Here is a 21,041-nt window from a genome sequence, read left to right on the forward strand (position 1 = left end):
GCGAGGTGCGAACTCAGGCGACGACACTGGACCACCTACCCCCAGATGCCCTCTGAGCTCAGCGCAACCCCTCCGTCAGCCGGTTCGCGGTGGCACGGAGCTGCTCCGCGACGGCCTCCGAACAGTCCACCGTGTACGGCGCGTCGAGTGCGACGAGATCCTGCACCACGGTGTCGATCCGATCGGAACCGAGGTGCACCCGGCACAGGTCGTCCCCGAGCCTTTCGATCCGGCCAGGCAACGGGGCGAGCAGTCGCCCCGACACCGACTCTGCCGACGCCTGCACTGTCGCGGTGAGTGCGTAGCGGTAGGGCGCACTCGCGAGCGACCTCGCGACGTACTCGGCGAGATCCGGCGCAGGTGGAGGGCGAGGCGTGAACCTCCGGCGTGTCGTCGCGAGTCCGTGCACACGGTCGAGCCGGAACGTGCGCCAGTCTTCCCGCGCGAGGTCGAATGCGACGAGATACCAGAGGCCGCGCACGGTGACCAGGCCCTGCGGCTCGACCCGGCGTGAGGTCGCGGCACCGTCCCGCGCGCGGTGCTCGAAGGTCACCGACTCGTGGTCCCGGCACGCGGCGGCAACGACCGTCAGTAGCTCCGGGTCGGTGTCCGGCGCGTCCGTGCGCACGCCCGTCACCGCAGTCGTCGCGTCCGCGAGCGCCGCGACCTGCTGCCGCAGGCGTTTCGGCAGGACCTGTTCGAGTTTCGCAAGGGCGCGCAAGGCGATCTCACCGATACCGGACACGCGGCTGCTCGCGGCCGTCCGCAGCGCCACGGCCGCCGCGACTGCTTCGTCGTCGTCGAGCAGTAACGGCGGCAGCGCCGTTCCGGCCCCCATCCGGTAGCCGCCGACCGCGCCGCGCGTTCCCGTCACCGGGTATCCGAGTTCCCGCAGCCGGTCGACGTCGCGGCGCACCGTCCGTTCCGTGACGTCCAGTCGTTCCGCGAGTTCGGCCCCGGACCAGTCACGACGGCTCTGCAGCAACGACAGCAGGCGCAGCATCCGGGAAGGCATGTTCCGCACCCGAACAGCGTCGCACCTGCTCCGGACATTTCCTGTCCGGAATGGCTCGTAGCGTTCACCGGTGTCCCACAACGACCCCGAGGAAGGCGCTATGACCAGCACAGACTTCACCCCGAAAGAGCTGCCGACGACCGACGACACCACCGGATACCAGACCGCGGTGCATCCTCGGCCCGACCTGGTCGTCGAGGCCTCGAACTCGTCCCACGTCGTGAACGCCGTCGACCACGCGCTGACTCGCGGCTTGTCGGTGTCCGTGCTCGACACCGGCCACGGTTCCGGCGACGTCGGTGGTGATCCCGGCGTGCTCGTCAGGACCCGGCACATGAACGGCGTGGCCGTCGATCCCAGCTCCCGGACCGCCTGGGTCGAGGCGGGCGCGCGGTGGCGGCAGGTGATCGACGCAGCCGCGCCGCACGGTCTGGCGCCGCTGTCCGGCAGCTCCCCGGAGGTGGGCGCGGTCGGCTACAGCCTCGGCGGCGGGATCGGGCTGCTCGCCCGCAAGTACGGCTACGCCGCCGACCACGTCCTGGGTATCGACATCGTCGACGCGCGGGCCCAGCACCTCCGAGTGACCGCGGAGTCCGAACCGGAGCTGTTCTGGGCGCTGCGGGGCGGCGGGGCACCGTTCGGCATCGTGACCGGCATGCGGATCAGGCTGTTCCCGGTGAGCACGCTGCACGCAGGCGCCCTGTTCTTCGACGCCCGAGACGCCGGTGTGCTCGCCCGCTACCTCGACTGGACACGCGAGCTGCCGGACGAGATGACCACCTCTGCCACCCTCATCCCGTTCCCCGACCTGCCGACCGTGCCCGAACCACTCCGCGGGCGCCGGTGCCTGCACGTCGCGCTCGCACACTGCGGGACGAGGAACGAGGCCGACGACCTGCTCGCGTCGCTGCGGCGAATCGGGCCGCTGCTGCTCGACACCGTCGAGGACATGCCGTTCACCGAGTCGGGCAAGATCCACAACGACCCGACGGAACCCAGCGCCACACTCGGCTCCGCACTGATGCTCGACGACCTCGACGAGACGACAGTGCACACCGTGGCGGACCTGACCGGTCCGGAGGCTCCGGGGACGCACATCGTCGGAGTGCGGCACCTCGGTGGCGCACTGACGACGCCGCAGGGCGCGCCCAACGCCGTCTCCCATCGCCGGGCGCGCTACGTACTCGGAGTACTGTCGCCGATCTTCGACGCCGAACCCGACACACTGCGCGGTGTGCAGAACCGTGTCGCCGACGCGGTCGCGTCGTGGACCGTCGGGCACAACCTCAACTTCGACTTCGGGCCGCGCTCCTCGCCTGTTGACCGGTTCCACTCCCCCGGCACGCTCGCCGAACTTCGCAACCTCAAGGCGAAACACGACCCGCACAACCTGTTTCGGCACACCCGCAGCCTCGGTTGAGCGACGGCTGAGCCGCACGGACTCGCGGCTCCGTGCGGCTCAGCCGGCGAGGACGACGCGGCCGAGTTCGGCCCGGCCGGACAGCAGCGGGTGCCGAGGCAGGACGCGGACGGTGTATCCGGCGGGGCCGGCGTGCGGCAGCGTCACGGACGCGACGTAGCGGCGGCTCTCGTCGCGGCGCATCGGCTGCGTGACGACGTCGTGCAGCTCGTCGTCGTCATCGACCCTGCCCACGACCACCTCGACGTCCACATCGGACTCGTCGAGGCCCGCCAACTCCACCCGAGCGCGCACCGTCACCGCACTGCCCAGCAGCGGAGTGGGACCTTCGACGGCCAGCTCGCTGTCCTCAACCCGCACCCCGGGCCACGCGGCCACGACCCGCGCGACGTACTCGGCGAGTTCCTTGGCGCCGCGGTAGCCGTCCTCCGAGACCGCCTTCGCCGACAACGCGGCCGGTGTGTAGTGGTGATCGACGTACTCCCGCACCATCCGCGAGGACTGCACCCGCGGCCCCAGCGACGCGAGTGTGTTCCGCACCATCGACATCCACTTCGCGGGCACGCCGTCGGTGTGCCGCTCGTAGAACGCGGGCACCACCTGCCCGGCCACCAGGTCGTAGAGCGCGGCGGCTTCGAGCGCGTCGCGTCGCGCCGGATCCGACACGCCGTTCGCGGTGGGGATGGACCATCCGTTGTGGTCGTCGTGCATCTCGTCCCACCATCCGTCCCGCACCGACAGGTTCAACCCTCCGTTGAGCGCCGACTTCATGCCGGAGGTGCCGCAGGCCTCCAGCGGGCGCACGGGGTTGTTCAACCACACATCGCAGCCGGAGTAGAGGTACCGGGCGAGAGCCATGTCGTAACCCGGCAGGAACACGATGCGATGCCGTACCTCCGGGTCGTCGGCGAACTGCACGATCTTCTGAATCATCGCCTTGCCGCCCTCGTCGGCGGGATGCGACTTGCCGGCAACGACGAGCTGCACCGGACGCTGCGGATCGAGCAACAGTCGCTTCAACCGCTCCGGCTCGCGCAGCATCAACGTGAGCCGCTTGTAGGTCGGCACCCGGCGGGCGAACCCGATCGTGAGCACGTCCGGGTCGAGGACGGAGTCGCACCAGCCGAGTTCGAGCTCCGAAGCCCCCCGTTCCAGCCACGCGCTGCGCAGCCGCCTGCGGACCTCGTCGACGAGCCGTTGCCGCAGCGAGCACCGCAGTTCCCACAGCAGCGAGTCGCTGACCGGTTCCATCCCGCGCAACCCCACACCGCTGTCCATTTCGGACTCGCCGAGCAGCTTGCCGAGTTCCCGCGCCGACCACGTCGGCCCGTGCACGCCGTTGGTGACCGACGAGATCGGAATCTCCTCGGTGCCGAACCCCGGCCACAGTCCGGAGAACATGGAGCGAATGACCTTGCCGTGCAGCTCGGAGACCCCGTTGGCGCGTTGAGCCAGCCGCAACCCCATGTGGGCCATGTTGAACTTGGCACCGTCGTCATCGGCTCCCAGCTCCAGGACCCGCTCCGTCGGCACTCCCGGCAGCAGCGGTTCCGACGCACGATCGTCGAAGTAGTGCCGCACCAACTGCACCGGGAACCGGTCGATGCCCGCACGCACCGGGGTGTGCGTGGTGAACACGGTGCCCGCCCGCACCGCAGCCAGCGCTTCCTCGAACCGCAGACCGGGATCGTTCAGCAGCTCGCGCACCCGCTCGAGTCCCAGGTACCCGGCGTGCCCCTCGTTGGTGTGAAACACCTCCGGCTGAGGGTGACCAGTAAGCGCGCAGTACGCACGGACGGCCCGCATTCCGCCTACTCCGGCGAGGATCTCTTGCCGGATCCGGTGATCGGCATCCCCGCCGTAGAGACGGTCGGTGACGCCGCGCAGTGTCTCCTCGTTGTCCGGCACGTCCGAGTCGAGCAGCAGCAACGGGACCCTGCCGACCTGCGCCTTCCACACCCGCGCGCGCAACATGCGCCCGGCGGGCATCGCGACCCGCACGATCACCGGACGGTCGGTGTCGTCGGTGAGCAGTTCGAGCGGCAACGCGCGGGGATCGAGCACCGGGTAGTGCTCCTCCTGCCAGCCCTCGGGGGACAGCGACTGCCGGAAGTAACCCGAGCGGTACAGCAGGCCGACGCCGATCAGCGGCAGTCCCAGATCCGACGCGGACTTCAGGTGGTCGCCTGCGAGCACCCCCAGCCCGCCCGAGTAGTTCGGCAGCGCATCGGTGAGCCCGAACTCCATCGAGAAGTACGCGATCGAGGACGGCAACGTGCCGCCCTCGTCCTGGCGCTGCTGATACCAGCGCGGCACCGTCAGGTAGCGGCGCAGGTCGTCGTCGACCGCGCGTGTGCGGGCCAGGAACTCCTCGTCGCGCGCGAGCGTGCTCAACCGATCGGCGGGCACGCGCGCGAGCAGCTTCAACGGGTCGCCTGCGACCTCCGACCAGAGGTTCTTGTCGATCGCGGCGAACAGGTCTTGCGTCGGCGGGTGCCAGCTCCAACGCAGGTTGGTCGCCAACGTGCCCAACGCCTGCAAGGGCTCGGGCAGGTGCGCGCGGACGGTGAAGCGATGGACGGCTCTCACGGGAGCGGACTGTATCTCGCGCGAGCCGCTCCCGGGGACCGTGGCGGCCCGGTACCGCGTCCGACACGTGGGAGACCAGCGCAGGAGCCCGGCCGGCCGTGGCAGCGTCCGGCGACACGAAGGAGGTGCGAAGCTGGACGGGTGCGCGTCCGACACCTCCTCACCGCGGTCCTCGCCGCCACTCTGGCGCTGGCGGCCTGCTCCGCACCGGCGTCCGAGCCGTCCACGGCCATAGCCCAGGGCGTCGACCCCTCGTTCGTGCACGGAACCGACCGCGGCCCGCTCGACACGCTCGCGGCCACGACCGTGACCGACGTGCAGCGCTTCTGGTCCGAGCAGTATCCGCAGGTGTTCGATCGGCCGTGGAACGACCTCGACGGCGGGTTCTTCTCCGTCGACACCACAGCGCCGAACGGCCCGACACCGCCGTGCGCTGGTGACCCCACCGGTTTGGAGGGCAACGCGTACTACTGTGCGGCCGTCGACGCGATCGCCTGGGACCGGTCCGCGTTGCTGCCGGTCCTGCAAGCCCGGTACGGCGACGCCGCCGTCGTCGCCGTGCTCGCTCACGAGATCGGCCACGCGGTGCAGCAGCGCTCCGGACTCGACGTGGGCGGAGCCGACGAGCCACTCCTGCTGGAGACGATGGCCGACTGTTACTCCGGCGCCTACTTGCACCAGGTCGTGGCAGGCGACTCGCCACATCTCCAGCTGAGCGAGGACGACCTCGACGGCGCGATGCGGGCCTTGCTGGCCTTCCGCGACCCGGTCGGCACCGACTCCGGCACTGGTGACGCGCACGGAACGGCTTACGACCGGGTGACCGCCTTCGCAGAAGGGCACCGGCACGGAGCCGCGCGGTGCGCGTCGTTCACCGAGGACCGGCCGTTCGTCGGTGAACGACTCGACGCGCAGCCACGTCCGAACGTCGATCTCGGCGCCGTACTGCGTTCCGAGGATCCGCGACGCTTCTTCGGTGAGATCGCCGGCCGTGAGGCCGCGCCCCCGATTCGGACGTCGACATGCGCGTCCGGGCAGCCCGTCGCCTCGTGCGGCACGCCGACAGGAGTGGCGATCGACCGGGAACCGCTGGCGCGCCTGCACACCGTCATCGGGGACCAGGCGACCACCACACTGCTCGCCTCCCGTTACGCCGTCGCCGCCCTCGACGCGCGAAACCTACCAACGACGGGTCGTGAGGCCGGACGCACGGCGAGCTGCCTCACGGGTGCCTACGTCGGAGCACGGCAGGAGACCACCGGCGACGTGGACGAGGCGGTGGAAACGCTACTCGTGGACGACACGGTGTCCCGGGGCAGCGACAACCGAAGTCACCTCAGCGGTCTCGACCGCCTCCACTCCTTCCGCACCGGCTTCGAGAACGGCCCCGACGCCTGCTGGTGACAGCAAGGGAACATTCCGCGCACCGATGACAGGGAATGTCCTTGAAGGGTGCGCGGATTGATCTGCGTGACTGGTTGCAGTAGCGGAACCTCACCTCGCGGCTGGCGTTCGGATCACCGAGTAACGACCTACGCCACGTCGACGCTGTCCTCGCCAACCACGAGATGAGAACACGTCGCTGGCCAGCCTGCGTAGGCGGTGGGAATGCCCTCGGCGCACTGTGGCTGCCACAGCCTCAACCCGCGCACCCGCTGACTGTCACCGCCGCGAGGGACGATGCGGGCGAACCCCGCCGGCGGAAGATCACGACCCGCTAGGCTGCTCGACGGTCCGGCATCGGGCCGTACACGACCCGCCGAGCAGGGAGAACAGCCAGTGGCAGCGGTACCGGCACACCGTCGGCGGAAACGAATCGCGGTGACGGTGCTCGCCGCTCTCGGGTGCGTGAGCCTGATCGCGGGTTGTGCGCGCACGATCGCCGGCACCCCCGCGGCCGCCGAGCGCGCCTCGACCACCGACGTCGCCGGACTACCCGCGGCGAACGGTCCGAGCGGTCCGAAACCGGGCGTGCCGGATGCCGATCTCACGGTCGAGAACAGCGACGGCGGGCCAATGGACGGTCTCGCTCGCAACGCGGTCGCCGACGTCGAGTCCTACTGGTCCGGCGTCTTCCCCGACACCTTCGGCCGGGAGTTCGCTCCGGTCGAGCAGTACGTCTCGTACGACTCGTCGGGTTCCGGCGTCCAGCTCTGCGGCGAGAGCACCCGGGGTGTCGCCAACGCGTTCTACTGTCCTCCGGACGATGCGATCGCCTGGGATCGCGGCGAGTTGCTTCCCCAGCTGCAGAACAGCTTCGGCCCGATGGCGCCGGTCGCGGTTCTCGCCCACGAGATGGGTCACGCGGTGCAGCATCGTGCGGGCACGGTCGCCGACAACGATCCGGTGATCGTGTTCGAACAGCAGGCCGACTGCTTCACGGGCGCGTTCTTCCGGCACGTCGCCGAAGGCAACGCCGAGCACTTCCGGATCTCCACCGGCGACGGCCTGAACCGGATCATGGGGGTGCTGAGTTTCATCCGCGACGCCCCCGGAACCAGCGGCTTCACCGCCGACAGCGCGCACGGCAACGCGTTCGACCGAGTCACCGCGTTTCAGTACGGCTTCAGCGACGGGCCGGGACGCTGCGCGGAGATGGACGCCGCCGACGTCGAGCGACGCACCACCCAGTTCCCGTTCTGGAAACACGCGCAGGAGACGGACCTGCCGGTCGACGACGAACACCTCGAGGCGGTCCGCGCCAGTCTCGACGAGGTGTTCGCCGACAGCGGGACCCAGCCGCCGAAAATCACCACCGACGGCACTCCCTGCCCGGGTACCCGACCGACGCCGCCCGCCACCTACTGCGAGTCCACGAACACCGTGTCGCTCGATACAGCGGAGTTGCAGCGCATCGCCACCCCGCCAGTGAGCAGCGATGCGAACTCCGGCTACGGCGACTTCGCCGCCTACGCCCAGGTCGCGTCCCGGTATGCGCTGGCGGTGCAGAAGGCCGCCGGTCTCCCCCTCGACGACGAGGCGGCCGGGCTGCGGACCGCCTGCTTCGTCGGATCGTGGAGCGGCGTGCTCGTGGAGGACCCGATCGGGCGGCGCAATCCTGTCGGCACGCTGCGCATCGCCCCCGGCGACGTCGACGAAGGCGTCGCAGCGCTGCTCGGCGAGGACAGCCTGATCGCCGCGAACATCGACGGTGAGCAAGTACCCGCCGGGTTCGCGCGGGTCGAGGCGTTCCGCAGCGGCTTCCAGGACGGCAGCGGAGCCTGCGCCGCCAAGTACCGGAGCTGAGCAGCGCCCTCCACGGCACCAGGCGAGGACACTGCTCGCGTCCGAGACTCAGAGCTTGGAAATCGCGTGGGCGGTCCGGTACCGCCGCCCCAGTTCGCGCCTCGCGGCGTTGTTCTGCGGCGCGGGTCGCTTACCGGCACTCAGAACAGGGCGCTGGCCAGTTTCCGGCGTGCTGCGAGGACCCGCTCGTCACCGTCCGGGAACAGTTCGAACAGCTCCAGCAAGTGCTGGCGAACCCGGTCCCGGTCGTCGCCGGCGGTCCGCTTCACGGTGCCGATCAGGCGCTCGAAGGCCGCCTCTGGGCGTCCCACGAGTTCCGCGTCGGCGGCGGCGAACTGGGCGTCCAGATCGTCCGGAGCGGCGTCCGCCTTCGCGATCGCGTCCGGGTCGGCCGACTCTGCACGCGCAACGAACCGGACCTGCTGCAACGCGGCCTTCGCCTGCTCGTTGTTCGGCTCCTCGGCGAGAATCCGCTGGTAGGCCGACTCGGCGGCGCTGTAATCTCCACGGTCGAGCGCGTCCTCGGCCTCCGTGAACCGCGGATCCTCCTGTTCCGGCTCCGGCTCGACGCCCCCGGCAGCGCGCTCGGCCTCGGCGATCGCCGGCATCTGCTCCCGCATCTGGTCGAGCAGCGACGAGATCCACTGGCGGATCTGCGGCTCCGGCTGTGCGCCCTGGAATGCCTCGACCGGCTGACCGTTGGCGATGGCGACCACCGTCGGCAGCGACTGAACACCGAAGATCTGCGGGATACGCTGGTTGGCGTCCACGTCGATCTTGGCGAGCACCCAGGCACCACCGGACTCGGCGGCCAGCTTCTCCAACACCGGGGACAGCTGCTTGCACGGCTCGCACCAGCTCGCCCACAGGTCCACCACGACAGGGACCTGCATCGAACGGTCGATGACCTCGCTCTGGAACGTCGACTCCGTGACGTCGACGACCCACTGGCTCCCGCCGCCCTGTGCGGCGGCGCCCTGGGATGACTGGTTTCCCGAACCGGCGGCTTCGGCCTTGTTCTTCAGCGCCGACAGGTCGACGGCACCGGACATGGATGCGCTCTCGCGGGGGTCTGGCCTCGTCACGGTCCCATCCTGACACGCGGCGCCACCGGCCCGAACGCTGGGCGCGTGATCGGACCGACGGCCCCGATGACAGGTGTGGATTGATCCGCGTGGGAACGCATTGTGGAACTTGGCTGGGTGGTCCGGTACCGGCGCACCGTGCCCCGGCTGGTCACGCATGACCGTGCCCTACGGGCACACATGCCAGTTCCCAAATACCCTCTGAGTGATTCCGTGGCGGAACCTCACCTCGCGGCCGGAACTCCTGTTCCCGACCACAACCCTCACTCCGCGCGACCACTGAACGGCTACTCGCCGAGGTGTTCCTCGACGCGACGGACCTTCTCGGAGAGCTGTCCCGAGTGGCCCGGCCGGATGTCGGCCTTGACCACCAGGCTGGTGCGCGGGGCCCGGGCGGAGACCGCTTCCGTCGCCCGCTTGACGACGTCCATCACCTCGTCCCACTCGCCTTCGACGGTGGTGAACATCGAACCGGTCTCGTGCGGGAGTCCGGACGCCCGCACCACCCGGATCGCGTCCGCCACCGCCTCGCTCACACTGTCACTGTCCCCTGCGCCGGACGGGGCGACGCTGAATGCCACGAGCACGCCTCGACCTCCTCTCAGTCGGTGGACGTTCTGCCCCGATCATGCCTGTACGCGTCCGGGAGCTGCACGGGCGCTGCTAGCGTCGAGAGTCATGAGCGCCCGCAGTCCGCTTCCTTTCGACCCGATCGCCCGCGCCGCCGAACTCTGGGCCGATCGGGTCGGGCCGTCCACCACGATGGCAGCGGTGACCAGCGTGATGCGGGTCCAGCAGATCCTGCAGTCGGCGGTCGACTCGGCGCTGCGCCCGCACAACCTCACGTTCGCCCGCTACGAGGCGCTGGTGCTGCTGACGTTCTCGCAGCGCGGCAGCCTGCCGATGCGGGTCATGGGAGACCGGCTGCAACTCCACCCGACCAGCGTCACCAACATCGTCGACCGGCTGGAACACGACGGGCTCGTGCACCGGGTGCCGCACCCGACGGACCGGCGAACCACCCTCGTCGAGATCAGCGACGAGGGCCGGGACCTCACGAAACGCGCCACGGAGTCGGTCAACGAGATCGACTTCGGGCTGCGCGGGGTCACCGAACGCCAAACCGAACAGCTCACCGAACTGCTCGGCAAGGTCCGCCACGCCGCTGGTGACTTCTGAACGCTCAGAGTTCCTTCGGGAACTGGCGTTCGTGCCAGCCGGGCACGGTCATACGGATCAGCCCGGGGCACGGTGAGGGGCTGCGGCGTTCCAGCTCGTGCCTCGTCAAGGTGCGGCGGCCGTACTGGACCACCGACCCAAGTCCCCAGATACCTTCTCAGTTGAGTGCGCGGACCCGCTGCCAAAACGTCGGCTCGTCGGCGTCGCGCACCTCGAGCAGGCCGCGCCGCCTGGCCCACCGCTCGAACCACACGGTCACCAATGGCGGGATCGAGGCCAGCCCGGCGAGGACCAGTACACCGAAGCTCCACCGCAGCGGACTGAACACCACGAACGTCGTCACGAGGTAGGCCGTGAACACGGCGCCGTGGATCCACCCGAAGATCGTCACGCCCAGCGGCATGTCCAGGCCGTACTTGAACGCCATCGCCACCAGCAGACCCGCCCAGGACAGCGCCTCGGCGACGGCGGCGACACGGAACCACTCACCATAGGTCCTGGGCACGACGACTCGTTTCTCTCGGCGCGGTGGCCGGACCGCGCGGACGACCTCTCGCTCCCAGTGTGGCCGGTGCGCTCGGTCACACAGCAGGCAGGCCGACCGATGTGCGCACCGCAGGACTCATGCGGGCGGCTTCAGGCCGAGCTTGCGGCCGGGAGTGCCGCTACAGTGTCGGCAATCGTGCCATTCCGACAAGGTGGATCCGTCGCCGTTTTCGAGCGACATGTACCACCGCGGCTTCTCGACGCGACCGGTTCCGTCGCACGCCGCGCAGACGATCTTCATGGCGAGGTTCTCCCGGTACTGCTTCACGCGCCGCATCCTATGGGGGCTCGGCAGCGATCTTCAGGCAGCTCCCGCTTTCACGCACAGAGGACATTCCCACTGTCCACGGTGGTCGACGCACCGTCACGGATCAGTCGCGGCCGGCACCGGATCACGCCTGGTCCAGCGCTCGCGCTGCGGTGCGGGCTCGATCCTCGCTCCCACACCGCGGAGTGGGCGTTACCCTGGAGGCATGGGTGCCTACGGCAATCTGTTCGGAGGACACAAGGCCCGCAACGACCGGGACGACCAATCCAACGGTCAGGGCTATGATCCCGGTGGTCCGCTCGACCTGGACTCCGGCGTCGTCCACCTCGCCCCACCGGTTCAGGACCGGGCGACCGACGACGACAGCACGGAGGACGAGGAGAACGCCTCCGACCGCGACGACGCGTGACCTTTCCCGCGGATTGTCGCGAACCTCATCCGGCGTGACGGCGGTTCGGTTAGCGTGCACGACGCACGATGATCACGAACGGCCTCGGACGGTTCACCTCCGTGCGCCGGTGCCGGAGAAGGGGACGCGGTGCAGCCGGACACACCGTCGAGCATTCACAGACTGGACCCGGACGAAGCGGTGCAGGACGCCACCGCACTGGTCGGCCACCTCGATCCCGACAGCACCGAGCGGCTCGACGGGTCGCAGCACCCCACCCCGGCGCGGCTCGGGCACGACTGGAACCGCATCAGCGCCACGATCGCCGACTTCTGCGCCGCACGCGTACCGGTGGACGACGCGCGGGTGCAGGAAGTCATCCATGACCACTACCGGTGGATCTGCCACTTCTGGACACCCGACCGGGACTCGTACGTGCGCTTGGCGAACCTGTACGTGAACCAACCGAAGTTCCGCAAACGCATCGAACGCAAAAAGCCCGCCGGCACGGCCACCTACCTCAAGGACGCCATGCTCGCGTACGCCTCCACCCACCTGCACTGAGCCCGGTGACAGGAAGGGAACTTTCCTGTCACCGGTGACAGGAAAGTTCCCTTCCTGTCACCACCCCAGGGGGCGCGTGGCCGTTGTCGGTGCGGCACCGTTGAATGTCGGTATGCGCAGGTGGGTGTTGCATGTGGACATGGACGCGTTCTTCGCGTCCGTGGAGCAACTCACGCGCCCGACCGTGCGCCGACGTCCAGTGCTCGTCGGCGGCCTCGGCCCGAGGGGCACCGTGGCAGGGGCGAGTTACGAGGCGCGGGAGTTCGGCGCGCGTTCGGCGATGCCGATGTCGGAGGCGCGCCGCCGCTGCCCCGTGGCCGTCGTCCTGCCCCCGCGGTTCCGCGTCTATCAGGCGCTCAGTTCACGAGTGCTCGATCTGGTCCGGGACGTCTCGGACGTGATCGCCCAGGTCTCGATCGACGAGGCGTTCCTCGAACCCGGTGAACTCGCTGGCGCCGAGACCGAGGCCGTCGCGGAGTTCGCAGCTCGGCTGCGCGCGAGCATCCGCGATGAGGTCGGGGTCACGGCATCGGTCGGGGCAGGCTCGGGCAAGCAGCTCGCCAAGATCGCCTCGGGGCTGGCGAAACCGGACGGCGCGCTGGTGGTCCCGCCCGACGAGGAGCGTTCCCTGCTGTGGAGTCTCGAGGTGCGCGCCATGTGGGGCGTCGGACCCGTGACCGAGTCCAAGTTGCACCGGATCGGGGTACAGACCGTCGGTGACCTCGCCGGGCTGCATCTCGGCGACGTCGTCTCGCTGCTCGGCCAGGCGCACGGCACCGAACTGCACCGGCTCGCCCACGGCATCGACGACCATCCGGTGGTCGAGCGGGCCGAATCGAAACAGGTCAGCGCCGAAACCACCTTCGACGTGGACGTGCGAGACACCGACGTGCTCGCCGCCGAGGTCGCGTCGATGGCCGAGGGCGCGCATCGCAGGCTCGTCGCCTCGCACCGCGCGGCGAAAACGGTGACGTTGAAGGTCCGGGACTCGGACTTCACGACGCTGAGCCGTTCCGAGACGCTGCCGTCGGCCAGCAGCGACCTCACGACGCTGTCAACGGTGGCGCGACGATTGATCGGGGTGGCTGTGGTGCCGGGAACGCCGATCCGGCTCGTGGGGGTCTCCTACTCGGGGCTGGCGAGTTCCGAACAGGAGCCGTTGTTCGTCGACGAGCCCCGGAACAACGAGTTGCAGCCCGAAACGGACGTCACTTCGGTCTCGGTTCCGGAGCCCGCACCGGCCGACGAGGCGCCGTGGCGAGCGGGCGACGACCTGCGGCACGAAGATTTCGGCCACGGCTGGGTGCAGGGCGCCGGCCACGGCCGGGTGACCGTGCGCTTCGAGACAGCGGCAACCGGACCCGGCCGGGCGCGCACGTTCTCCGTGGCGGACCCGCTCCTGACCCGCGCCGATCCGATGGACAGCCTCGCTTGAGAGCGCATTGTGGAACTTCGGTGGGTGATCCGTACCGCCCCCAGTTCACGCCCCGCGGCGTTGGGGTCCTCTTGAGTACCACACGTACGCGGCGAGAACCCCTGCCTTGCCAGGCACGGAACTGAAACGCCGGAGCCGCTCACCCTGCCCCGGCTGGTCACCTATGACCATGCTGTACGGGCACAACGCCAGACGCTACGAGCCGGGCGGCGGGGTGTGGCGACGGTACTGGCCGACCCACTTGCGGCTGGCGAACGCCTGCACCGCCCGCTCCAGGTCACGAGGCATGCGGTTCATCGGCGGCAGGTGGAACCGGTACCGCACACCGGGCAGACCCTGCATCGGTGGCCGGTCCTCCACCAGCCACCGGTCCAGTTCCGGATGCCGCTCCCCGAATCCCGGATCGGCGGGGTAGACCTCGAGCGCCCGGCGCCGCTCCGGGTGCACGGGACGCTTGTGCTCGATCATCGGCAAGGTCCCGATACCGACCGCGGAGATCTCAGACCACGCCACGCCGCAGACCTCGCCGCGGGTGCGCGCGTAGAAGCCGCTGCCGTCGAACAGAAATCCGCGGCTGCTCAACACGCCCCGTGAGGACGCCACGAAGTACAGGAACACCACGAAGGTCAGCAACTGCGCGACCCAGAGCCACGGCCCGCCACCGTCGACGAGCACCGCCGCGCACACGACGACACCGAAACCGCTGAGCCCGCCGCCGACCAGCAAGTTCCGAAAGCTCGCCGCGCTGACGTCGACGTCCCGTGCCTCCGAGCTGATCATGGTCCGCTGCGGCTGCTGTTGAGGTGGCGACGGCGGCGAGTAGGCCCGTGTCTGCTGTTCCGCGTACGGCGACGTGCGGCGCGGCGTCGTCGCGCGTTCCGGGTCGACCGCGTCGGCCCGCTGCCAGCCACCGGGTTTCCACTTCATGCCCCCAGCGTAGCGCCGAGGCGTGCGGTCGATCACGCTGACCGGCACGGTTCAGGGTCATCTCCGGGTTACCCCGGGGACGACCCTGACCTGCGATGTCGACGGGTCAGGCGCGGGGAACGCGCAGGATGAGCGCGTCGCCCTGCCCTCCACCGCCGCACAGCGCGGCAGCACCGGAACCGCCTCCGCGGCGCCGGAGCTCGAGCGCGAGGTGCAACGCCAGACGAGCACCGGACATGCCGATCGGGTGCCCGAGGGCAATGGCACCACCGTTGACGTTGACCTTCTCCTCGTCGGTACCGAGTGCGCGGGCCGAGACGATGCCGACCGCGGCGAAGGCCTCGTTGATCTCGAGCAGGTCGAGGTCGGCAGCGTCGACGCCGTCCTTCGCGCAGGCAGCCTGCACAGCGTTCGAGGGCTGCTCGTGCAGGCTCGCGTCCGGCCCGGCGACGACGCCGTGCGCGCCGATCTCGGCCAGCCAGCTCAGACCGAGTTCCTCGGCTTTGGTCTTGCTCATCACGACGACGGCGGCGGCACCGTCGGAAATCTGGGAGGCCGAGCCGGCCGTGATCGTGCCGTCCGCGGCGAAAGCCGGGCGCAGCTTGCCGAGCCCCTCTGCCGTGGTGTCGGCGCGAACACCCTCGTCGGTGTCGACGATCACTGGGTCGCCCTTGCGCTGCGGAACACCGACCGGCGCGATCTCCTCGGCGAACACGCCGTTGTCGGCGGCCGCTCCGGCACGCTGGTGCGAACGGGCCGCGAAGGCGTCCTGCTCCTCGCGTGTCACGCCGTACCGGGAGTTGTATTTTTCCGTCGACACGCCCATCGCGACCTGGTCGAACGCGCAGAACAGGCCGTCGTGTGCCATGTGGTCGAGCATCTGCACGTCGCCGTACTTGAAGCCTTCACGGGACTTGCCGAGCAGGTGCGGCGCCTGGGTCATGGATTCCTGACCACCCGCGACGACGACGTCGAACTCCCCTGCCCGGATCATCTGGTCGGCCATGGCGATGGCGTCGAGACCGGACAGGCAGACCTTGTTGATCGTCAGCGCGGGGGCGTCCATCGGGACGCCGGCCTCGACCGCCGCCTGACGCGCGGGGATCTGCCCGGCGCCTGCGGTGAGCACCTGACCCATGATCGTGTACTGGACCTGCTCAGGTGCGACCCCGGCGCGTTCGAGCGCGGACTTGATCGCGACCCCTCCGAGCTGGGCGCCGGAGAAGCCCTTCAGCGAGCCGAGCAGCCGGCCCATCGGGGTCCTCGCCCCGGCGACGATCACAGACGTTCCCACTGGTGCTCCTCCCGGATGCCACTCGTCCACGACCCACCCGCGACGGCGGACGTCCACACCGGTGTGGCCGCTGATCTCACGATCCACCGAGGGTACGACGTCCGACCGCCGGGCAGCGGTGTGAGTCGGAGCACAGGATGACAGTAAGGGAACTTTCCGCGCACCGGTGACAGGAATGCTCCCTTGCTCGCACGGATCGAGGACCGCGGTCAGGCACATTGCGCCGACCGTGTTCCTCTACCTCCCCACCAGCCGCCGCGGGTGCTCACCTCGCGGCTGCCGAGGACACCGTCGACGCACTGTGTCGCTACCCGATGTCGACGATCCCGTAACCACCCGCGAGGTGAGGTTTCACCACCGAACCACCCACGCGGATCAACCCGCGCGCACGTTTCCTGTCAGTCGCGGATCAGCAGTTTCCGCGGCCCGCGGTCGTGTCACAGAGGTCGGTCTCGGTCTCCCACGACAGCCTGTCCCTCGCGTCCGTTCCGAGGGCGCGGGACGCGGAGACGTCTTCACCGGCGCCGGAGTCCGCGTCGAGCCAGTAGCGGACTTCGTAGTCGGTGCCGTTCTCGGTGTAGGTGAACACGTAGAACGGGTCCGGCAGCGGCGCTGGGCCGAAGTCAGGTGCGGTCCACGCATCGGCGCCCTGGGCCTTCGACGGGTCGACGTAGAGGCAGTCGTAGGTGGTGCCCTCGTAGGTGCACTCCCGCGCCGAGGCACCGCCGTGACGTTTCACCGAGGTGTCGGTGGTGAGCCCGTCGGAACTCAACCGCTGGTAGACGTCCTCGCACGCTCCTTCGTCGCAGGCGTGCCAGTCGGTCCACGCAGCGGCTCGGGCCTCGGCGGCCGACGAGCCGCCGCTGACGGCGGAGCAGTACTTGCCGACGATGTAGGGAGCCATGGTCTTCGCCGCGGACACCGAGTCGATGGCGGTGGCAGCGGTTTCCTCGGTGCCGAGGCCCGCGGAGTCGAGCTGCCACATCCCGACCCCGGGGTTGAAGAACAGGCCGTTGCCGCGCTGTTCCGGATCGGCGAGGGAAGTCTGGTCGTCGTAGCGTGAGAGGGTCATCGGGGACGGAGCCTCACCGTTGCCCGCGACCTCCGGCCAGGTCGGCGAGAGCGTGAGGTAGGTGGCCGCGTCGGCGCTGATGTCGCAGTCGGCGCTGCCAGCGGCACTGGACGCGGCCGACGAGACCGCGTCGTAGGACTCGGCGCCGAACTTCAAGGGCCCTGGCTGGACTGGGGCGCGCTCCCGTTTCAGGTCGGCTTCGCGGGGGTTGTCGCCGCCTCCGCCAGTGATCACGCCGTCGTCACCCGCGGCCAACGCGCCCGGCCCCCCGGCCACACCGGCAAGTGTCGCGACCGCGGCGGCCACCACGAGACGCCGTAATCGTTGCTTGTTGTCCATAGTCAGCTCCTTTCCGTGAATCATCGACATAGTCGCGGGTGCGGCGACGCTGTGCACTCCACTGATCAGAGCAATTCGGCACGATCAGCGCACGATGAACGGCGTGGCGCGAACGGAGCGTGAACGTGCGGGAGGCGTGCGGCGGCGTGGGAGTTACGCTTTCGCCCATGCAGCAGGAACTCGCCGGACTCGTCACCGCCGTCGATCACGTCGGGATCGCCGTCGCCGACCTCGACGAGGCGATCGCCTTCCAGCGCAACACTTTCGGACTCGAAGTCACGCACAGCGAAGTCAACGACGACCAGGGGGTCCGGGAGGCGATGCTGCGTGCCCCCGGCGACGCCGCGGGCGCCACGCAGATCCAGCTGCTCGCGCCGCTGCGGGAGGACTCGACCATCGCGAAGTTCCTCGACCGCAACGGGCCTGGCCTGCAACAACTCGCGTTCCGCGTGACCGACCTCGACGCCGCGTCGGACACCTTGCGCGGCAACGGCGTGCGATTGCTGTTCGACGCGCCGCGCCGGGGCACCGCCGAGAGTCGCATCAATTTCGTGCACCCGAAGGACGCGGGCGGCGTGCTGGTCGAACTCGTCGAACCCGCACGCGACTGAAGGGCATAGTGGAACTGGATGGGTGGTCCTGTACCGCCGCGCCCTGTCCAGGCTGGTCACGTATGACCGTGCCCTACGGGCAGAAGAGCCAGTTCCCCAATGCACTCGGGAACCCACGCGCGGACTCAGCCCGCCCGACCCTCCAAAGCGGACGCCACGAAGTCGATCTCGTCGAACAGCTTGTCGTCCCCTGCCGCCTGCTCCGGCGCGTGCCGAGACACCGAGTGCCGATGGTGGACCGCACGCGCGAGCAGCAACGCCGCCGTGTGCGTCTCGGCTCGTCCGGAGCCACCGGCCAACGCGGTCTCGATCACCTCGCGAAACCGCTCGACGACGAACTCGAACCGTGCTTGCAGCGCGTCCCGCACCGCGGCGTGCGTGTCGGCCTCCCGCCACAGCAGGTGACTGAGCAGCACCGACGACTCGAACCGGTCGTCGAGCAGGTGCACCAGACGCCGCAAACTCCCCCGCAGGTCGCCCGCGACGGCGACGTCGGCGCCGACGCGCTCGTCCGGAAGCCGGTCCACCAGCGCGACCAGCAGGTCCTGCTTGCGGCGGAAATAGTAGTGAATGAGCCCCTTGGGCACGTCCGCGTGTTCGGCGATCCGGGACGTCGGCGTCGCGTCGAAGCCGCGTTCGGCGAACAGCGCGCCCGCCGCGGCGAGAATCCGTTCCCGTGATGCCGGTTCGTTCACCGTGCCGGTTCCCTCGGAGGGGGTCGAGCCGGTCGCCTCGGGCATCGCGGGAACCTCCAGACACACCACGGTCGAGCCACGGCACAGTCCACCATCAGGCAGCGCGGCCCGAACACTCCGGAGCCGCGCTGCCACTGTGTCGACCGATCAGCGCCGACCGATCATGTGCCACACTTCAGTGGGAACTCGCCATTCCTCCTCGGTGCGCGGCAGTCGCCTCCGGCAACGCGGCACCACCGGCGATGACCGCGAGAATGCCGACGACCCACGAGGTCCACGCCGCGCCGGCGAGCGCGCTGTAGCCGAGCACCCAGGGGGAGATGAACAGCAGTACGCCGATCGCCATGTGCGCGTACTCACTCGCCATCGACCCCGGCATGGCAAGCGACCACACCGCCGCCACCACCAGGAGCGCGCCAAGGACGAGCATCGTCGACAGCGCCGACCCGGTCGTCGTGGTCCACAACGTCGCGAGCATCAGGTACACACCCAACGCCACGGCGGCCCAGTCCTGCCACCGGATCCACGGCTGGGACTTCACGTCGTTCGCTCTTCTGGCCACCTCGATCACCTCCACCAGTGCCCTGTGCGACCTCTCTATCGTCGTCTTGGTTGGCCAGCCGGTCAAGTCCACCTTCCGGTGTCCACTCGGGCCGATCGAACACCGCGGTCGTGAGAGCGGACGAAAAGTTGCCACCGCCTCACCCGCACCTCCCACGGCACGCCCACGTTCCAGGTAGCGTTGGACGCATGGGCCTTGCCGACGACCGTGACCTGCTGCCACTGGGATCAGGCTTCGACCTCGTTCGAAAGGGTGGCTACGACCGTGCCCAGGTCGACGAGCACCTCGAACGGGTCGACGCCGACGTGCGCATCCTCAGCTCCGATCGCGACGCCGCGGTCTCCCAGGCCGGGGATCTGTCGCGACAGCTCGAGTCCGCGCGCACCGAGATCGAGAACCTCCGTGGCCAGGTCGAACGGCTGTCCAAGCCGCCGACCACGCTGGAAGGGCTCAGCGAACGACTCCAGCGCATGTTGCGGCTCGCACAGGACGAGGCCAACGACATCCGGACACGCGCCGAGAACGACGCCGCCGACACGCGCAGCCGGGCCGAGCGCGAGGCCAGCGCACTCCGCACCCGGTACGAAAAGCTGATCGCCGAGCTGGACGCGCGGCGCACCGAGATGGAGTCCGAACACACCGCCGCCATGGACGCGGCTCGCGCGGAAGGCGAGCGGCTGACCGACGCGGCGAAGGCCGAAGCGGCGAAGCTCGACGAGGAGTCGGAAGCCCGGCGCACCCAGGTCGAAGAAGACTTCGAGGTCGCGATGGCCGCGCGGCGCACCGAAGCGATGCGCCACCTCGCCGAGCAGGAATCGACCAGCAAGTCGGAGGCCGAGCGCCGGGTACGGGACGCCACCGAGGAGGCCAACCGCAGGCTCCGGGAAGGGACGCAAGAGGCGCACCGTCGCGTCCGCGAGGCGACCGACGAGTCGAACCGACTGCACCAGGAGGCCACCGAGTACTCCGAGCGGGTCACGAGCGAGACCGACGAGTACGCGGGGCGCGTCACCCGAGAGGCCGACGAGTACACCCAGCGGGTCACCCGAGAGACGGACGAACGGGCCGAGCGCGTCACCCGAGAGAGCACCGAAGCCGCCGAGCAGCGCGAACGCGACAGCATCGCCGGCGCCGAGAAGCGGGACAAGGACAGCACCGACAAGGCGGAGAAGCTGGTCGCGGACGCCACCGAGAAGGCGAGCCTGCTCGTCTCCGACGCCGACACCCGGGCAGCGACCCGCACAGCTCAGGCCGAGGAGGAAAGTACCCGACTCGTCGACGAGGCCCGCGCCGACGCGGAAAAGCGCCTCGGCGAGACGACCGAGGAATGCCGTCGCCGGGTCGCACTCGCCGACAAGCAGGTGGCCTCGCTGTCGGAACTGCGCAACACGGTCGCCGCGAAACTGCGGGACGCGGTGGGGCTGCTCGACCAGACCACACCGCTGCTCGACCGGCTCGAAAACGAGGACGTCGAGGAGGAGAAGCTTCGCGAGGCCTCCGAGCAGGCCCGCGAGGACGTCCGCAAACAGGCGGCGGACTCGATCGCCACGGACCGTCGCAATCAGAATCCCGACGAGACGTCCTCGACGTCCGGTTCGAGCGGGAAGTCCGGCCCGGCACCGGGGAACTCACAGGATGTCGACGCCGCGACCGACAAGATCGACCGTGACGACCTGCGGCAGAACGGAAACCCGTTCGACCAGCCGACCCGCAGGATGAAACACCCGGCGCACAATCCCGACAACGGCGGTTCCACGAAGGTGGACGCGTCCACGGGGAACCGGTCACGCAGCAGCTGACCGTCGG

General features: G+C 69.5%; 20 protein-coding genes. 9 read left to right on the forward strand and 11 right to left on the reverse strand.

All coding sequences use genetic code 11. The annotated features are described in order from the left end of the window. Positions 1-58: 58 nt before the first annotated feature. The gene (locus GIY23_RS17865) at positions 59-1,015 is read right to left on the reverse strand and encodes a helix-turn-helix transcriptional regulator (RefSeq protein WP_228717741.1); all 957 of its coding nucleotides are present in this window, start codon (positions 1,013-1,015) and stop codon (positions 59-61) included. Positions 1,016-1,115: 100 nt separating this feature from the next. Here GIY23_RS17865 and GIY23_RS17870 point away from each other — a divergent pair, with 100 nt between their 5' ends. Beyond that, positions 1,116-2,435 (forward strand): FAD-binding oxidoreductase, encoded by a 1,320-nt coding sequence (locus GIY23_RS17870; protein ID WP_154077712.1) that lies wholly within the window; start codon positions 1,116-1,118, stop codon positions 2,433-2,435. A 39-nt stretch (positions 2,436-2,474) separates the two neighbouring features. Here GIY23_RS17870 and glgP read toward each other — a convergent pair whose 3' ends face one another. Further along, positions 2,475-5,024 carry an alpha-glucan family phosphorylase gene (gene glgP / locus GIY23_RS17875; RefSeq protein ID WP_154077713.1) on the reverse strand — a complete coding sequence of 850 codons (2,550 nt, stop codon included), beginning with the start codon at positions 5,022-5,024 and terminating at the stop codon, positions 2,475-2,477. A gap of 141 nt (positions 5,025-5,165) precedes the next feature. Between glgP and GIY23_RS17880 the strand changes: the two genes are divergently transcribed. Beyond that, positions 5,166-6,428, forward strand: coding sequence for a neutral zinc metallopeptidase (locus GIY23_RS17880; protein WP_154077714.1), 1,263 nt, complete (start codon positions 5,166-5,168; stop codon positions 6,426-6,428). Positions 6,429-6,803: 375 nt separating this feature from the next. Beyond that, complete coding sequence (locus GIY23_RS17885; protein ID WP_154077715.1) at positions 6,804-8,270, forward strand: neutral zinc metallopeptidase; 1,467 nt, start codon at positions 6,804-6,806, stop codon at positions 8,268-8,270. A 140-nt stretch (positions 8,271-8,410) separates the two neighbouring features. Here GIY23_RS17885 and GIY23_RS17890 read toward each other — a convergent pair whose 3' ends face one another. After that, entirely contained in the window at positions 8,411-9,322 is a 912-nt protein-coding gene (locus GIY23_RS17890) for a tetratricopeptide repeat protein (protein WP_154078948.1), read from the reverse strand. A 320-nt stretch (positions 9,323-9,642) separates the two neighbouring features. Continuing rightward, positions 9,643-9,942: an MTH1187 family thiamine-binding protein gene (locus GIY23_RS17895; protein WP_154077716.1), complete on the reverse strand. Its 300-nt coding sequence runs from the start codon at positions 9,940-9,942 to the stop codon at positions 9,643-9,645. A 91-nt stretch (positions 9,943-10,033) separates the two neighbouring features. On the opposite strand from GIY23_RS17895, the gene GIY23_RS17900 reads away from it, so the two are divergent. Beyond that, positions 10,034-10,534, forward strand: coding sequence for a MarR family winged helix-turn-helix transcriptional regulator (locus tag GIY23_RS17900; RefSeq protein ID WP_154077717.1), 501 nt, complete (start codon positions 10,034-10,036; stop codon positions 10,532-10,534). A 157-nt stretch (positions 10,535-10,691) separates the two neighbouring features. Here GIY23_RS17900 and GIY23_RS17905 read toward each other — a convergent pair whose 3' ends face one another. Beyond that, positions 10,692-11,039, reverse strand: coding sequence for a DUF3817 domain-containing protein (locus tag GIY23_RS17905; RefSeq protein WP_154077718.1), 348 nt, complete (start codon positions 11,037-11,039; stop codon positions 10,692-10,694). A 117-nt stretch (positions 11,040-11,156) separates the two neighbouring features. After that, positions 11,157-11,348, reverse strand: a complete 192-nt coding sequence (locus GIY23_RS17910; protein WP_154077719.1) for a hypothetical protein — start codon at positions 11,346-11,348, stop codon at positions 11,157-11,159. Between the two features lie 205 nt (positions 11,349-11,553). On the opposite strand from GIY23_RS17910, the gene GIY23_RS17915 reads away from it, so the two are divergent. The 3 genes from GIY23_RS17915 (at position 11,554) to GIY23_RS17925 (ending at position 13,735) form a co-directional block, all read left to right on the forward strand. Then, entirely contained in the window at positions 11,554-11,757 is a 204-nt protein-coding gene (locus GIY23_RS17915) for a hypothetical protein (protein ID WP_154077720.1), read from the forward strand. A 129-nt stretch (positions 11,758-11,886) separates the two neighbouring features. Beyond that, positions 11,887-12,300: a TipAS antibiotic-recognition domain-containing protein gene (locus GIY23_RS17920; protein ID WP_154077721.1), complete on the forward strand. Its 414-nt coding sequence runs from the start codon at positions 11,887-11,889 to the stop codon at positions 12,298-12,300. 112 nt (positions 12,301-12,412) lie between these two features. Beyond that, complete coding sequence (locus tag GIY23_RS17925; RefSeq protein ID WP_154077722.1) at positions 12,413-13,735, forward strand: DNA polymerase IV; 1,323 nt, start codon at positions 12,413-12,415, stop codon at positions 13,733-13,735. Positions 13,736-13,930: 195 nt separating this feature from the next. On the opposite strand, the gene GIY23_RS17930 is transcribed toward GIY23_RS17925, so the two are convergent. The 3 genes from GIY23_RS17930 to GIY23_RS17940 all read right to left on the reverse strand — a co-directional run bounded on the left by GIY23_RS17930 (position 13,931) and on the right by GIY23_RS17940 (position 17,367). After that, positions 13,931-14,662 carry a hypothetical protein gene (locus tag GIY23_RS17930; protein ID WP_154077723.1) on the reverse strand — a complete coding sequence of 244 codons (732 nt, stop codon included), beginning with the start codon at positions 14,660-14,662 and terminating at the stop codon, positions 13,931-13,933. A 106-nt stretch (positions 14,663-14,768) separates the two neighbouring features. Next, positions 14,769-15,956: an acetyl-CoA C-acetyltransferase gene (locus GIY23_RS17935; RefSeq protein WP_154077724.1), complete on the reverse strand. Its 1,188-nt coding sequence runs from the start codon at positions 15,954-15,956 to the stop codon at positions 14,769-14,771. A gap of 409 nt (positions 15,957-16,365) precedes the next feature. Next, entirely contained in the window at positions 16,366-17,367 is a 1,002-nt protein-coding gene (locus tag GIY23_RS17940; protein ID WP_154077725.1) for a hypothetical protein, read from the reverse strand. Between the two features lie 167 nt (positions 17,368-17,534). On the opposite strand from GIY23_RS17940, the gene mce reads away from it, so the two are divergent. Continuing rightward, positions 17,535-17,978: a methylmalonyl-CoA epimerase gene (gene mce / locus GIY23_RS17945; protein WP_154077726.1), complete on the forward strand. Its 444-nt coding sequence runs from the start codon at positions 17,535-17,537 to the stop codon at positions 17,976-17,978. Between the two features lie 125 nt (positions 17,979-18,103). Here mce and GIY23_RS17950 read toward each other — a convergent pair whose 3' ends face one another. Further along, the gene (locus tag GIY23_RS17950; RefSeq protein WP_154077727.1) at positions 18,104-18,718 is read right to left on the reverse strand and encodes a TetR/AcrR family transcriptional regulator; all 615 of its coding nucleotides are present in this window, start codon (positions 18,716-18,718) and stop codon (positions 18,104-18,106) included. A 130-nt stretch (positions 18,719-18,848) separates the two neighbouring features. Beyond that, positions 18,849-19,235, reverse strand: a complete 387-nt coding sequence (locus GIY23_RS17955; RefSeq protein WP_228717369.1) for an SPW repeat protein — start codon at positions 19,233-19,235, stop codon at positions 18,849-18,851. 188 nt (positions 19,236-19,423) lie between these two features. Here GIY23_RS17955 and GIY23_RS23320 point away from each other — a divergent pair, with 188 nt between their 5' ends. Then, the gene (locus tag GIY23_RS23320) at positions 19,424-21,034 is read left to right on the forward strand and encodes a M protein (RefSeq protein ID WP_154077728.1); all 1,611 of its coding nucleotides are present in this window, start codon (positions 19,424-19,426) and stop codon (positions 21,032-21,034) included. Positions 21,035-21,041 lie beyond the last annotated feature (7 nt).

Origin of the sequence: Allosaccharopolyspora coralli, assembly GCF_009664835.1 — a bacterium.
Lineage (GTDB): Bacteria > Actinomycetota > Actinomycetes > Mycobacteriales > Pseudonocardiaceae > Allosaccharopolyspora > Allosaccharopolyspora coralli.